This window comes from Methylobacterium sp. E-016 (assembly GCF_022829745.1).
Classification (GTDB): domain Bacteria; phylum Pseudomonadota; class Alphaproteobacteria; order Rhizobiales; family Beijerinckiaceae; genus Methylobacterium.
In genome coordinates, this window is record NZ_JAKSYF010000151.1 from 82,735 (window position 1) to 96,509 (window position 13,775).

Consider the following 13,775-nt stretch of genomic DNA (forward strand, 5'->3'; position numbering starts at 1 on the left):
TTCGGGACTTGCCCTGCCCGGCCTTGCCCCATACGCCATGCGCCGCCGGCCGCGGGCGAGAGAGACGGACACGCGATGGATGTCTTCGTACAGCAGTTGATCAACGGGCTGACGCTCGGGTCGATCTACGGCCTGATCGCGATCGGCTACACGATGGTGTTCGGCATCATCGGCATGGTCAACTTCGCGCACGGCGACGTCTTCATGGTGTCGAGCTTCATCGCACTGATCGGCTTCCTGATCCTCACCGCCTGGCTCGGCGTCTCCTCGATCGCCCTGGCCTTCCTGATCGTGCTCGTCGTCTCGATGGTGCTGACCGCGCTCTGGGGCTGGGCGATCGAGCGGGTCGCCTACCGGCCGTTGCGCGGGTCGTTCCGGCTGGCGCCGCTGATCTCGGCGATCGGGGTCTCGATCTTCCTTTCGAACTTCGTCCAGGTGACGCAGGGCGCGCGCAACAAGCCGCTGCCGCCGATGCTCTCGGGCGGCATCACCCTGTTCGAGACCGACGGGTTCCAGGTGTTCCTGTCCTACAAGCAGTGCCTGATCATGGCGGTGACCGCGGTGCTGCTCACCGGCTTCTGGTACCTCGTCCAGCGCACGCCCTTCGGCCGGGCGCAGCGTGCCTGCGAGCAGGATCGCAAGATGGCGGCGCTGCTGGGCATCGACGTCGACCGCACGATCTCGCTGACCTTCGTGCTCGGCGCCGCGCTCGCGGCCGTCGCGGGCGTGCTCTACCTGATGTATTACGGCGTGGTCTCCTTCTCCGACGGCTTCGTGCCCGGCGTGAAGGCCTTCACCGCCGCGGTGCTCGGCGGCATCGGCTCGCTGCCGGGCGCGGTGCTGGGCGGCCTGATCATCGGGCTGATCGAGACGTTCTGGTCGGCCTATTTCTCGATCGAGTACAAGGACGTGGCCGCGTTCTCGATTCTCGCCGTGGTGCTCATCTTCATGCCGTCGGGGATTCTCGGCCGCGCCGAGGTCGAGAAGGTCTGATGGCCGCTGCCACCCGCGGGGCCGACGGCCTCACCGGCATCCTGAAGGATGCCGCCATCTACGCGCTCGGAGCCTTCGCGCTCTGCGTGCCCGTGGTCAGCTTCCGGACCGATGCCGGCCCCACCGGCGGGCTCGAGCTGACGCCGCGCTGGGTTCTCGTCGCCGGGCTCTGCGCCGCGATCTTCCTGGCCCGCCTCGCGCAGCGATTGGTCCTGATGCGCCGCGACGCCCGCCGCGCGCTCAGGCCGTCGCGGTCCCAGGCGACGGAAGCCGTCGCCGGCATGCCGAATGCCGGGCAGCGGGTCTCGATGCTGGCCCTGTGGCTGTTCATCGGCGTGGCGCTGACGCTGCCCGTCGTCGCCGCGCTCGCGAGCGGCAGCCTCGGGGAGGGACGCTACTGGATCGACCTCGGCATCCTGATCCTCACCTACGTGATGCTCGGCTGGGGCCTCAACATCGTCGTCGGCCTCGCCGGCCTGCTCGATCTCGGCTACGTCGCCTTCTACGCGGTCGGCGCCTACTCCTACGCGCTGCTCTCCACCACCTTCGGCCTGTCGTTCTGGATCTGCCTGCCGCTCGCGGGCCTGTTCGCCGCCCTGTGGGGCATGCTGCTCGGCTTCCCCGTGCTGCGCCTGCGCGGCGACTACCTCGCCATCGTGACGCTGGCCTTCGGCGAGATCATCCGCCTCGTCCTGATCAACTGGGTCGACGTCACCGGCGGCGGCGCCGGCATCTCGTCGATCCCGCGCGCGACCTTCTTCGGCATCCCCTTCACCGCGGGCGAGGACGGGTTCGCCGCCCGCTTCGGGCTGACCTTCGACTCGATGCACCGGGTCGTGTTCCTGTACTACCTCATCCTCGCGCTCGCCCTGATCACCAACGTCGTGACGCTGCGGCTGCGACGGCTGCCGATCGGCCGCGCCTGGGAGGCCCTGCGCGAGGACGAGATCGCCTGCCGCTCGCTCGGCATCAACACCACCACGACGAAGCTGACGGCCTTCGCCCTCGGCGCCGCCTTCGGCGGTTTCGCCGGCTCGTTCTTCGCCGTGCGCCAGGGGTTCATCTCCCCGGAGAGCTTCAACTTCCTGGAGAGCGCGATCATCCTGGCGATCGTGGTGCTCGGCGGCATGGGCAGCCAGGTCGGCGTCGCCATCGCCGCGGTTGCGATGGTCGGCGGCCCCGAGATGCTGCGAAACCTCGGCTTCCTGAAGTCCATCTTCGGCCAGGGCTTCGACCCGAACGAGTACCGCCTGCTGCTGTTCGGCCTCGCCATGGTGGCGATGATGGTCTGGCGCCCGCGCGGGCTGATCTCGGAGCGAACGCCCTCGGTGGCGCTGGGCGAGCGCCGCGCGATCTCGGGCGCGCATGTCAGCGAGGGCCACGGCTGATGACCGAGCCGACCACCCGCGCCGACGCCGTGCTGACCGTCGACCACCTGACCATGCGCTTCGGCGGGCTGACAGCCGTCGGCGACCTGTCGTTCCAGGCCCATCGCGGCGACATCACCGCGCTGATCGGGCCGAACGGCGCCGGTAAGACCACCGTCTTCAACTGCATCACCGGCTTCTACAAGCCGACCGAGGGGATGCTGACGCTCGCCCATGCCGACGGCTCGAAGCATCTGCTGGAGCGCCTGCCGAACCATGCCGTGAACCGGATCGGCCGGGTCGCGCGCACCTTCCAGAACATCCGCCTGTTCCAGGGGATGACGGTGCTGGAGAACCTTCTCGTCGCCCAGCACGCGCCGCTGATGCGGGCGTCGGGCATGACCGTGCTCGGGCTGCTCGGCCTGCCGGTCTACCGCCGGGCCGAGGCCGCGGCGATCGAGCGGGCGAAGGAGTGGCTCGTCCGCATCGGCCTGATCGAGCGGGCCGACGACCCCGCCGGCGACCTGCCCTACGGCGCCCAGCGCCGGCTCGAGATCGCCCGCGCGATGTGCACCGAGCCGGTGCTGCTCTGCCTCGACGAGCCGGCCGCCGGCCTCAACCCGCGCGAATCGGGCGAGCTCAACGCGCTGCTCCGCCACATCCGCGACGCGCACGACACCTCCGTGCTGCTGATCGAGCACGACATGTCCGTGGTGATGGAGATCTCCGACCACGTCGTCGTGCTCGATTACGGCGTGAAGATCGCCGACGGCACCCCCGGCGAGGTCCGGGCCGACCCGCGCGTCATCGCCGCCTATCTCGGCGTCGAGGACGAGGAGGTCGAGGCCGTCGAGGCGGAGGTCGGCCTCACCGTCACCCATCTGGAGGTCGAGGCTTGAGCGTCGCCGGGATCAACGTGCTCGTGGAGGAGACCCGGGCGCTCGCGGCCGGGAAGGCTCCGGCCAAGACCCTGCTCGCGGTGCGCGGCGTCTCGACCTACTACGGCAGCGTCGCGGCTTTGCGCGGCGTCGATCTCGACGTCACCGAGGGCGAGATCGTCACGCTGATCGGCGCCAACGGCGCCGGCAAGTCGACCCTGATGATGACGATCTTCGGGGCGCCGCAGGCGCGCGAAGGCACCATCACCTACGACGGGCGCGACATCACCCGCCTGCCGACCCACGAGATCGCGCGGCTCGCGATCGCGCAGTCGCCGGAGGGCCGCCGGGTCTTCCCGCGCATGAGCGTGCACGAGAACCTGCAGATGGGCGCCGCGCTCCACGACGGGCGGTACTTCGCCCAGGACCTGGAGCGCGTCTGCGCCCTCTTCCCCCGCCTGAAGGAGCGGCTGACCCAGCGCGCCGGCACCATGTCCGGCGGCGAGCAGCAGATGCTCGCCATCGCCCGCGCGCTGATGAGCCGGCCGCGCCTCCTGCTGCTCGACGAGCCCTCGCTCGGGCTCGCGCCGCTGGTGGTGAAGGGCATCTTCGACGCGGTGCGCGACCTCAATCGGCGCGACGGCATGACGATCTTCCTCGTGGAGCAGAACGCCTACCACGCGCTGAAGCTGGCGCATCGCGGCTACGTGCTGGTCAACGGGCGCATCACCATGAGCGGCACCGGCCGGGCGCTGCTCGCCGACCCCGCGATCAAGGCCGCCTATCTCGAGGGCGGCCACGGCGCCCCGGTGGAGGTCTGACGCGATGCAGGGCCTGATCTACGAAGAGGAGTCGATCGGCCTCTTCCTCCTCGTCACCGTCGCGATGGGCGGCTGGGCCGGGTGGATGGCCGCCCGCGGCCTGGCCAAGGCATGGCGCCCGTTCTGGCAGATCGTGCCGGCGCTCCTCGCGGTGGCGGCGGCGGTGCGATTCATCCACTTCGCGCTATTCGGCGGCACGCTTTTGTCAGCCCAATACTATGCGGTCGACGCCATCGTCGTCATGATCGTCGGCGCGGCGGGCTACCGCTGGACGCGGACGCGGCAGATGACGACCCAGTATCGCTGGCTCTACGAGCGGACTTCGCCGCTGACGTGGCGGACACGCGAGCCGGCGGCCGGCGGGCCGTGATCGCATTCGGCGCGCGCGCGTGCCGAGCGCACGATTCTTGCCCGGCGCCGACGGTCCGAATTCAGATCACAACCAAGGGGATTTGAGATGAGAGCGTTACTACTGGCGGGCCTCGGGCTCGGTGCCATGCTCGCGGCGGCCCAGGCGGCCGAGGTCAAGCTCGGCATCGCCGCGCCGATCACCGGCAACAGCGCCGCGATCGGCACGCAGCTCAAGAACGGCGCCACCCAGGCCGTCGAGGACCTGAACAAGTCCGGGGCGGTGAAGGGCACGACGTTCTCTGTCCTCGTCGGCGACGACGCGTCCGATCCGAAGCAGGGCGTCTCGGTCGCCAACAAGTTCGCCTCCGACGGCGTGAAGGTGGTGGTCGGCGACTACAATTCCGGCGTCTCGATCCCGGCCTCCGACGTCTACCAGGACGCCGGCATCATCCAGGTCACGCCGGCCTCGACGGCGGTGAAGTTCACCGAGCGCGGCCTCTGGAACGTGTTCCGCACCTGCGGCCGCGACGACCAGCAGGGCGCGGTCGCGGGCGAGTATCTCGCGACGCACTTCAAGGGCAAGAAGATCGCCTTTGTCCACGACAAGACCCCCTACGGCAAGGGCCTCGCCGACGAGACCCTGAAGGCGCTGAAGGCCAAGGGCGGCAAGGACGCGATCTACGAGGGCATCAACCCGGGCGAGAAGGACTATTCGGCGCTCGTGTCGAAGCTGAAATCCGCCAAGATCGACGTGGTCTACTTCGGCGGCTACTACACCGAAGCCGGCCTGATCCTGCGCCAGATGAGCGACCAGGGCCTGAAGGCGCCGCTGATGGGCGGCGACGGCCTCGTCGACAAGGAGCTGGTGGCGATTGCCGGGCCGGCGGCGGAGGGCACGCTGACGACGTTCCCGCCGGACGCGCGCAAGAACCCCAACGCCAAGGACGCGCTCGCCGGCTTCAAGGCGAAGGGCATCGATCCGGAGGGCTACACCCTCTACTCGTACGCCGCGGTCCAGGTGCTGGCCAAGGCTATGTCCGAGACCGGGTCGACCGACGGTAAGAAGCTTGCGGACTGGCTGCACCAGGGCAAGCCGGTCGACACCGTCGTCGGCCCGATCGCCTACGACAAGAAGGGCGACATCACGAAGCCCGACTACGTGATGTACCAGTGGAAGAAGAACGCGGCCGGCAACATCGATTACGCCGGCAACGAGCTGACCAAGTAGCGCGTCCTCGCGTCGCCGCGTCCGAGCCGTCCCGCACCGCGCGGGGCGGCTCTTTCATGCCCACGCGGCGAGACAGATTGGCGGCTTTCCAGGCATAATCGTCGCCGAACCCCGGAATCCCGGTGCGCCCGCTCACGAAACGTGCACACTGCACCCTGCATGGGCGAAATTGCCCGGCTCCGAGGTTCGGATCGACAACCGGGTGGAACCTGTGAACGCCGACGCGCGACGGCCTCGCTCCATGCGGGCAGACCGCTTACGGACGAAGACCGAAATCGGTCCCGGTCCCGCGACGGCGCGGGACGACCCGGTCCCGATGCTCGCGCGCGTTGTCCCCACCATATCGGCCAAGCTTGCTTCGCCCGCCCCCGTTCCGGCACCATCATTGCAGAGGCACGGCCAGCGCCGGCCGCTTTCTGCGCGTCCGCCACACGCCGCCATGTTCGTGCGGCTCGTTTCGGGAGTTTCGTTTTGACGCAATCCAAGTTCGATCGTCGCGGGATCGTGGCCGCCCTCGCGCTCGGCGCGGCCGTGGTCTCCGCCGGCGCGCAGGCCCAGGAGCTGACCGGCACGCTGAAGAAGGTGAAGGACACCAACGCCCTCACCATCGGCTACCGTGATTCCTCGGTTCCGTTCTCCTACCTCGACGGCGACCAGAAGCCGGTCGGCTACGCGATGGACATCTGCCTCAAGATCGCCGAGGCGGTGAAGAAGGAGCTCAAGCTCCCGGGCATGGAGGTGAAGCTCAACCCGGTCACCTCCGCGACCCGCATCCCGCTGATCGCCAACGGCACGATCGATCTCGAGTGCGGCTCGACGACGAACAACGCCGACCGCCAGAAGCAGGCGGCATTCACCAACACCCACTTCCTGACGGCGACGCGCTACGTCTCGAAGAAGGACGCCAAGCTGCACACGATCGACGACCTCAAGGGCAAGACCGTGGTCTCGACCTCGGGCACGACGAACATCAAGCAGATCAACGAGGCCAACACCGCCAAGAGCATGGGCCTGACGATCCTGCCCGCCAAGGACCACGCCGAGGCGTTCCTGATGGTCGAGACCGGCCGTGCCGTCGCCTTCGTGATGGACGACGTGCTGCTCGCCTCGCTGGTCGCCGGCTCCAAGACCCCCGACGCCTACGAGATCTCGACGGAAGCCCTGTCGAAGCCCGAGCCCTACGGCATCATGCTGCGCAAGGACGACGCGCCGTTCAAGGCGGTGGCGGATGCCGCGACGAAGGCTTTGTACGAGAGCCCCGAGGGCAAGGCGCTCTACAGCAAGTGGTTCGAGAAGCCGATCCCGCCGCGCAACATCAACCTCAAGCTTCCGATGAGCGAGGCAATGGCCAAGCAGTTCAAGAGCCCGAGCGACAGCGCCGACCCGGCCGCCTACTGAGCCTGAGCCGGCGGATCCCGGGCGGCGCTGCCGCCCGGGATCCGCGACACGGATCGAACGAACGAGAACGGTGAAGCGCGAGCGATGAACTACAACTGGAACTGGGGCATCTTCTTCGAACAATCGCCCGAAGGCACCGGCACCTACGCCGACATGCTGCTCTCGGGCCTGGTCTGGACGATCGCGACCGCGCTCTGCTCCTGGATCATCGCCTTCTTCCTCGGCTCGCTGATCGGCGTGATGCGGACGCTGCCCTCCAAGGGCGCCAATGCCGTCGGCACGGCCTATGTCGAGCTGTTCCGCAACATCCCGCTGCTGGTGCAGATGTTCCTGTGGTACTTCGTGCTTCCGGAGGTGCTGCCGCAGGGGTGGGGCAACGCGCTGAAGCAGCTGCCGAACGCCCCGTTCTACACCGGCGTCGTCTGCCTCGGGTTCTTCACCGCCTCCCGCGTCGCCGAGCAGGTCCGCGCCGGCATCCAGTCGCTGCCCCGGGGCCAGCGCCTCGCCGGCACGGCGATGGGCTTCACGGTCTACCAGACCTATCGCTACGTGCTGCTGCCGAACGCCTACCGGATCATCCTGCCGCCGATGACCTCGGAGTTCCTGAACAACCTCAAGAACACCTCCGTCGCCCTCACCATCGGCCTGCTCGAGCTGACGGCCCGCGCGCGCTCGATGCAGGAATTCTCGTTCCAGGTGTTCGAGGCGTTCACGGCGGCGACCATCCTGTACGTCCTCATCAACCTCGTCGTCATCCTGCTCGCGTCCCTCCTGGAGCGCAGCGTGGCGGTTCCCGGGCAGCGCTGATGTTCTCGAACTTCGATTTTGGCGTCGTCTTCGGATCGCTGCCCTACCTGTTCGGTCAGGGCATGGTCTTCACCGTCACCCTGACCGCACTCGCCGCCGGCATGGGCGTCATCCTCGGGACCCTTCTGGCGATGGCGCGCCTCTCGGGCGTGCCCGGCCTCAAGCACGTGGCCAAGGTCTATGTCGAGCTGATGCGCTCCCTGCCGCTCGTGCTGGTGATCTTCTGGTTCTACTTTCTGGTGCCCTATATCGGCGCCTACCTCACCGGCGCCTCGCGCCCGATCCAGGTCGGCGCCTTCTCCTCAGCGCTCATCACCTTCACGCTGTTCGAGGCGGCGTACTTCTCCGAGATCATGCGCGCCGGCATCCAGTCGATCCCGAAGGGGCAGACCGGGGCGGCCTACGCGCTGGGCATGACCTACGCGCAGACGATGATCACCGTCGTGCTGCCGCAGGCCTTCCGCAACATGCTGCCGCTGCTGCTGACGCAGACGATCGTGCTCTTCCAGGACACCTCGCTGGTCTACGTGCTGTCGCTGACCGACTTCCTGGGGGCGGCCTCGAAAGTGGCCCAGCGCGACGGGCGCCTGGTCGAGATGTACCTGTTCGCCGCGGTCGTCTACTTCGCCGTGTGCTTCTCGGCCTCGTTCCTGGTGCGCCGGCTGCAGCGCCGCGTCGCCATCATCCGCTGATCGCCGTACAAGGACCGCGTTATGACCTCGACGCCGATGCCGGCCCCCACCGCCAAGACCCCCGTCGCTCCCGGCTCCGTCGCGCCAACGGATGCCGGCCTGCAGTCCGGCCCGCTGTCGAGCCCGCCGCCGAAGCTCGCGACCGGCGCGCCGATGATCGCCATCGACAACGTCAGCAAGTGGTACGGCGACTTTCAGGTGCTGACGAACTGCACCACGCAGGTCGCCAAGGGTGAGGTCGTGGTGGTGTGCGGCCCCTCGGGCTCGGGCAAGTCGACCCTGATCAAGTGCGTCAACGCTCTGGAGCCGATCCAGAAGGGCCAGATCACGGTCAACGACACCAAGGTCGTCGACAAGGCCACCGACCTGCCGAAGCTCCGCTCCCGCGTGGGGATGGTGTTTCAGCACTTCGAGCTGTTTCCGCACCTCTCGATCACCGAGAATCTCACCGTCGCCCAGCGCAAGGTGCTGAAGCGCCCGGCCGAGGAGGCGAAGAAGAAGGGGCTCGACCTGCTCGCCCGCGTCGGCCTGTCGGCGCACGCCAACAAGTATCCCGGCCAGCTCTCCGGCGGTCAGCAGCAGCGCGTGGCGATCGCCCGCGCGCTGGCGATGAACCCGGTGGTGATGCTGTTCGACGAGCCGACCTCGGCGCTCGACCCCGAGATGGTCGGCGAGGTGCTCGACGTGATGGTCGAGCTCGCCAAGGAGGGCATGACCATGATGGTGGTGACCCACGAGATGGGTTTTGCCCGCAAGGTCGCCGACCGGGTCATCTTCATGGATCGCGGCGAGATCGTCGAGGACGCCCGCAAGGACGACTTTTTCGGCCAGCCGCGCAGCGAGCGCGCGCAGCAGTTCCTGTCGAAGATCCTGCAGCACTGAACCTCGCGCGCGGCCCGGCGCGCCCGTGAGCGCGCCGGGTCCGAGCGTCAGCGCTTGATCGCCACCGGCCCGTTCATGCCGGGCCAATCCGAGTAGCCGTTCGCACCGCCGCCGTACCAGTACGGCTTCGGCGCCTCGGCGAGAGGGGCGCCGGACGCCAGCCGTCCCACGAGGTCGGGATTAGCGATGTAGGGCCGGCCGAAGCTGAACAGGTCGGCGTGCCCATCCGAGAGCTCCTTCTCGGCCAGCTCCAGCGTGTACTGGTTGTTGCCGACATAGGCCCCCGAAAAGCGCTTCCGCAGGTCGAGGAAGTCGACGCTGTCGGGCACGTCGCGGGTCTGCTGGGTCACGCCCTCGATGGTGTGGATGTAGAGCAGGCCGAACTGCGACAGTGCATCGACGTAGGCGCCGAAGGTCGCGTGCGGATCGCTGTCGAGGGGCGTCTTGCCGGGCTCGGTCGTCGCCGGCGAGAGGCGGATGCCGACACGGTGACCGCCGCCCCAGACGTCCGTGACCGCCTTCACCACCGCGAGCGGAAACCGCAGCCGGTTCTCGATCGATCCGCCATACGCGTCGGTGCGCGTGTTCGTCGAATCGCGGACGAACTGCTCGAGCAGATAGTTGTTGGCCGAGTGGATCTCGACGCCGTCGAACCCGGCGCGCTTCGCGTTCTCGGCGGCGCGCCGGTAATCCTCGACGATTCCCAGGATCTCGTCGGCCTCCAGGGCGCGCGGCGTCACGTGCGCCTTCATGCCCTCCTCGGTGAAGGCGGTGCCCTCCGGACGGATCGCCGAGGCCGAGACCGGCGGCCGATGTTCCGGTTGCAGGTCGGGATGCGAGATCCGGCCCGTGTGCCAGAGCTGCAGGAAGATGCGGCCGCCGTTGGCGTGCACCGTGCCGACGATCCGGCGCCAGGCCTCGACCTGCGCCTCCGACCAGATCCCCGGCGTGTAGGCGTAGCCGACGGCCTGCGGCGAGATGTTGGTCGCCTCCGAGATGATCAGCCCCGCGGTGGCGCGCTGGCCGTAATAATCGGCGGCGAAATCCGGCGGCACGCCGTCGGTCGAGGAACGGCTCCGGGTCAGCGGCGCCATCACGATGCGGTTGCTGAGGGTGAGGTCGCCGAGGGTGTAGGGCTGCAGCACGGGGCTGTCGGAGCGGGGCATGCCGGATCCTTTGTCGCAGGCGGTCGCGCGGCTCACGGCGATGGACGGTCCGCCGGGCCGCGAGCGCGGGTGTCCGACAACGTGCCGCGCCGGCGGGAGTTCGCCGCAGCGCACCGGCGCGCGTCGGGCCCCGGCTACTTGCCGGTCCAGTCGTGCCCCGCCACCAGCGCCTCCACCGGCTTCCGCCACGTCGAGGGCTGGTCGTCGGAGCCGGAGCCGAGGGCGCACTGCACCATCACGCTGTCGCTCCAGCGGCCGTACTTGTAGCCGACCGCGGGCAGGTGGCCGACGCGGACGAAGCCGCAGGCCTCGTGCAGGCGCAGCGAAGCCGCGTTCTCGGAATCGATGTAGCCGATCATCTGACGGTAGCCGCCCGCGGCGCAGGCCTCGATCAGCGCCGGCAGCAGGCGTCGGCCGATCCCGGCATGCAGGTGCTCGGGATGCACGTAGATCGAGTGCTTGAGCGTGTAGCGGTAGGCCGGCCGCTTCCGGAACGGCACCGCGTAGGCGTAGCCCGCGACCTGACCGTTCCGGTCGGCGACGAGGTGGGGCAGGCGCTTCTTGCGCATGGTCTTGCGGCGCCGGCGCAGGTCGTCGGGGAGGAGGCGATCCTCCTCGAAATCGCCGACGTCGCCGACGCCGCGGCGGATGTGGTGCTCGTAGATCGCCACCATCGCCGCGAGGTCCGCGTCCGACGACGGGCGGATGACGATGTCGGCGCAGGACGCGGCCGGCTCTGGGATCGCGAAGTCGCCCGCCGGGCCCGCGTCCTCCATCAGCGCGCCTCGCGCATGACGTAGGTGTGGAAGCGGATCTGCCCGTCCGGCTCGACCTGACGGTACACGCCCTGGATCTCGGCCTCGAAGCCGGGAAACAGGTTTGCGGAGCGCTCGAACATCTTGAAATAGTCCAGCATCGGCTTGGCCCGCTCATCGATCCGCTCGCCGGGCAGCACCGTGCCGATCCCGGGCGGGTAGACCAGAAGCAAGGTCGTCGCCACACGCCCCTCGGCTTCGGCGATCGGGACGAAATCGACGTTGTTGCGGGTCAGCATCTGCGCCGCGGCCTTGGGCGCCATCACCATCTCGGGCAGGTGCTCGGGCTGGAACTGCTTGCGCTGGAGCATCGAGGTGCCGTGCTCGCGGTGGAAGGCGTGGAAGTCGGCGCAGAGGTCGCGAAGCCGCACGCCGCGGTAGCGGTTCGGCCGCCGCCGCACGAACTCCGGCATCGCGTCCTCCAGGAGCACGTTGTCGTCGTGCAGGCGCTTGAAGGCGACGAGGCCCGAGATCAGCGTGCCGGCCTTCGAGGATTCGACGCCGGGGGTCAGCAGGAAGAGCAGCGAGTTCAGGTCGTTCTTCTCGGCGACGATGCGGTTCTCGCGCAGGTACTGCGCGACGATCGGGGCCGGAACGCCGTGGGCGGCGTATTCCCCGGTCGCCCGGTCGAAGCCCGGCGTCAGCACCGTCAGCTTGTTCGGGTCGGTCATCGCGTAGCCGGGCGAGGTCTCGGGCCCGACATGGGTGAAGCCGTGCCAGCGCGCGCCGGGGCGCAGCTCCCAGTGCTTCGGGTCCGAGGCGAGCACGTCCGTCGTCAGGCTCTCCCACGGCACGTTCACGCCGTCCGGGCCGGGGGTCACGTCGGGCACGAAGGCGTCGAAGAACCAGCGCCGGTTCGGATCGCCCTCCTTCTCCTCGAACTCGCGGCGGATGGCGCGGACCTTCTTGCGCCACTCGATCCCGAGACGGATCGTGTCGTCCCACAGGATCATGCCCGAGCGGCCCTTCATCATCTGCGCCCCGACGTCGAGCGAGGCGAAGATCGGGTAGAACGGCGAGGTCGAGGCGTGGACGAGGAAGCTTTCGTTGAGGCGGCGGTGCTCGACGCGCCGGGTCTGGCCGCGGATGTGCCCGTCCTTGGTGTGGATCTGCGAGGCTTGGCTGAAGCTCGCGAGCTGCTTGTGGGTCGATTGCGTGGCGATGATGCCCGGCGAGGTCTCGTCGAGCCCCTTCAGGCCCATGGCGAAGCGGCCGACGAAGAGCGGGTGGAACTTCATGAAGCCGGCCCAGGCCTCGTCGAACAGGATGTAGTCGCACAGGTGCCCGATCCGCTCGACGACGCCCTGCGCGTCGAGGATCGTGCCGTCGTAGGTGCACTGCTCGATCACCGCGACGCGGAACGGACGCTCGCGGCGCCACGCCTCCTTGTCCTCGACCAGCGGGTTGCGGCGGATCTTCTCGCGGATCGCGGTCTCGTCCAGGGCCTCGTGGTAGATCGGCCCGATCAGCCCGTAGGCGTTGCGGTCGGTCTCGAGGAAGATCGGGATGCCGCCGGCGAGCATCAGGGCGCCGTGATGGGCGGCCTTGTGGTTGTTGCGGTCGAACAGGACGAGGTCGCCCTCCGCGACCAGAGATCCGAGCACCACCTTGTTCGAGGCCGAGGTGCCGTTGAGGACGAAGTAGGTCTTCTCCGCCCCGAAGATCTGCGCCGCCTCCTTCTGCGCCTTCAGCGCCGGCCCCTCGTGGGTCAGGAGGTCGCCGAGGTCGAGGACCGAGTTGTCGAGGTCGTCGCGGAAGATCGCCTCGCCGAGATGCTCGACGAAGATCCGCCCGATCGGCGAGCGGTTGTAGAAGATGCCGCCGTTGTGGCCGGGGCAGGTCCAGAGCTGGTTGCCCTTCTCGGCGTAGTCGACGAGAGCGCCGAAGAACGGCGTCTTCAGGGTCTCGGCATACTGGGTCACGCGGGAGACGAGGCCGCGGGCGATGAATTCCGGCGTCTCCTCCGCCAGGAAGATGTAGCCGTCGATGAAGTCGAGCAGCTCGACCGGGATGTCCTCAAGCCGCTTGCGGCGCACGAGGATGACGATCGGCATCTCGAGGCCGCGCCGCCGCATCATGTCGATCAGCGAGGCCGCCTTGCCGTCGAGGCCGCGCTTGCCCCAGTCGACCACCATGCAGCCGATCGCCGCGTCGGTCTGCACGGCGATCGCCGCGTCCTCGACGCGCCGCGCCCGGATCACCTCGAAGCCGCGCCCCTCGACCGCGGTGACGATCTGCGCGACGCGGACGCCTTCCAGATCGTCCGGATCGAAGGCCGGCGCGCACATCAGCACGGTGAAGCGGCGGTGAAAGTCCATGGAAAGCCTCTGGCCTGACGGGTCGGCGCCTGCCTGCGACGCCATCATGACGGTTGGAT

At 68.5% G+C, this 13,775-nt stretch carries 13 protein-coding genes; 10 read left to right on the forward strand and 3 right to left on the reverse strand.

The window, feature by feature from the left end:
- The first annotated feature begins 75 nt into the window (after positions 1–75).
- The 10 genes from MKK68_RS22345 to MKK68_RS22390 all read left to right on the forward strand — a co-directional run bounded on the left by MKK68_RS22345 (position 76) and on the right by MKK68_RS22390 (position 9,417).
- Complete coding sequence (locus tag MKK68_RS22345) at positions 76–993, forward strand: branched-chain amino acid ABC transporter permease (protein ID WP_147842264.1); 918 nt, start codon at positions 76–78, stop codon at positions 991–993.
- Positions 993–2,381: a high-affinity branched-chain amino acid ABC transporter permease LivM gene (gene livM, locus MKK68_RS22350; protein WP_244032974.1), complete on the forward strand. Its 1,389-nt coding sequence runs from the start codon at positions 993–995 to the stop codon at positions 2,379–2,381. Before MKK68_RS22345 ends, livM begins: the two co-directional genes overlap by 1 nt.
- A complete protein-coding gene (locus tag MKK68_RS22355; protein ID WP_147725913.1) occupies positions 2,381–3,259 on the forward strand; it encodes an ABC transporter ATP-binding protein in 879 nt (292 codons plus the stop codon). Before livM ends, MKK68_RS22355 begins: the two co-directional genes overlap by 1 nt.
- Positions 3,256–4,059, forward strand: coding sequence for an ABC transporter ATP-binding protein (locus tag MKK68_RS22360; protein WP_147725912.1), 804 nt, complete (start codon positions 3,256–3,258; stop codon positions 4,057–4,059). The genes MKK68_RS22355 and MKK68_RS22360 overlap by 4 nt, the downstream gene beginning before the upstream one ends.
- A 4-nt stretch (positions 4,060–4,063) precedes the next feature.
- Complete coding sequence (locus tag MKK68_RS22365; RefSeq protein ID WP_147842262.1) at positions 4,064–4,429, forward strand: DUF6867 family protein; 366 nt, start codon at positions 4,064–4,066, stop codon at positions 4,427–4,429.
- Between the two features lie 87 nt (positions 4,430–4,516).
- Positions 4,517–5,638 carry a branched-chain amino acid ABC transporter substrate-binding protein gene (locus tag MKK68_RS22370; RefSeq protein WP_147842261.1) on the forward strand — a complete coding sequence of 374 codons (1,122 nt, stop codon included), beginning with the start codon at positions 4,517–4,519 and terminating at the stop codon, positions 5,636–5,638.
- Between the two features lie 501 nt (positions 5,639–6,139).
- Positions 6,140–7,036 carry an amino acid ABC transporter substrate-binding protein gene (locus MKK68_RS22375; protein ID WP_147725920.1) on the forward strand — a complete coding sequence of 299 codons (897 nt, stop codon included), beginning with the start codon at positions 6,140–6,142 and terminating at the stop codon, positions 7,034–7,036.
- An 84-nt stretch (positions 7,037–7,120) separates the two neighbouring features.
- Positions 7,121–7,843 carry an amino acid ABC transporter permease gene (locus MKK68_RS22380; RefSeq protein ID WP_244032975.1) on the forward strand — a complete coding sequence of 241 codons (723 nt, stop codon included), beginning with the start codon at positions 7,121–7,123 and terminating at the stop codon, positions 7,841–7,843.
- Positions 7,843–8,535 (forward strand): amino acid ABC transporter permease, encoded by a 693-nt coding sequence (locus MKK68_RS22385; protein ID WP_147725908.1) that lies wholly within the window; start codon positions 7,843–7,845, stop codon positions 8,533–8,535. The genes MKK68_RS22380 and MKK68_RS22385 overlap by 1 nt, the downstream gene beginning before the upstream one ends.
- 153 nt (positions 8,536–8,688) lie before the next feature.
- Positions 8,689–9,417, forward strand: a complete 729-nt coding sequence (locus MKK68_RS22390; protein ID WP_147725919.1) for an amino acid ABC transporter ATP-binding protein — start codon at positions 8,689–8,691, stop codon at positions 9,415–9,417.
- A 47-nt stretch (positions 9,418–9,464) separates the two neighbouring features.
- Here MKK68_RS22390 and MKK68_RS22395 read toward each other — a convergent pair whose 3' ends face one another.
- From MKK68_RS22395 to MKK68_RS22405, 3 genes are all read right to left on the reverse strand, one after another.
- Positions 9,465–10,583: an alkene reductase gene (locus tag MKK68_RS22395; RefSeq protein ID WP_244032976.1), complete on the reverse strand. Its 1,119-nt coding sequence runs from the start codon at positions 10,581–10,583 to the stop codon at positions 9,465–9,467.
- A gap of 134 nt (positions 10,584–10,717) precedes the next feature.
- Complete coding sequence (locus tag MKK68_RS22400; protein WP_147725906.1) at positions 10,718–11,359, reverse strand: GNAT family N-acetyltransferase; 642 nt, start codon at positions 11,357–11,359, stop codon at positions 10,718–10,720.
- Positions 11,359–13,716, reverse strand: coding sequence for an Orn/Lys/Arg decarboxylase N-terminal domain-containing protein (locus MKK68_RS22405; RefSeq protein ID WP_147842259.1), 2,358 nt, complete (start codon positions 13,714–13,716; stop codon positions 11,359–11,361). The genes MKK68_RS22400 and MKK68_RS22405 overlap by 1 nt, the downstream gene beginning before the upstream one ends.
- Positions 13,717–13,775: the final 59 nt, after the last annotated feature.

Coding starts and splice junctions, on each gene's coding strand:
- MKK68_RS22345 (WP_147842264.1), top strand. CDS start 76: ATGGATGTCTTCGTACAGCAGTTGATCAACGGGCTGACGCTCGGGTCG.
- livM (WP_244032974.1), top strand. CDS start 993: ATGGCCGCTGCCACCCGCGGGGCCGACGGCCTCACCGGCATCCTGAAG.
- MKK68_RS22355 (WP_147725913.1), top strand. CDS start 2,381: ATGACCGAGCCGACCACCCGCGCCGACGCCGTGCTGACCGTCGACCAC.
- MKK68_RS22365 (WP_147842262.1), top strand. CDS start 4,064: ATGCAGGGCCTGATCTACGAAGAGGAGTCGATCGGCCTCTTCCTCCTC.
- MKK68_RS22370 (WP_147842261.1), top strand. CDS start 4,517: ATGAGAGCGTTACTACTGGCGGGCCTCGGGCTCGGTGCCATGCTCGCG.
- MKK68_RS22380 (WP_244032975.1), top strand. CDS start 7,121: ATGAACTACAACTGGAACTGGGGCATCTTCTTCGAACAATCGCCCGAA.
- MKK68_RS22385 (WP_147725908.1), top strand. CDS start 7,843: ATGTTCTCGAACTTCGATTTTGGCGTCGTCTTCGGATCGCTGCCCTAC.
- MKK68_RS22390 (WP_147725919.1), top strand. CDS start 8,689: ATGATCGCCATCGACAACGTCAGCAAGTGGTACGGCGACTTTCAGGTG.
- MKK68_RS22395 (WP_244032976.1), bottom strand. CDS start 10,583: ATGCCCCGCTCCGACAGCCCCGTGCTGCAGCCCTACACCCTCGGCGAC.
- MKK68_RS22400 (WP_147725906.1), bottom strand. CDS start 11,359: ATGGAGGACGCGGGCCCGGCGGGCGACTTCGCGATCCCAGAGCCGGCC.
- MKK68_RS22405 (WP_147842259.1), bottom strand. CDS start 13,716: ATGGACTTTCACCGCCGCTTCACCGTGCTGATGTGCGCGCCGGCCTTC.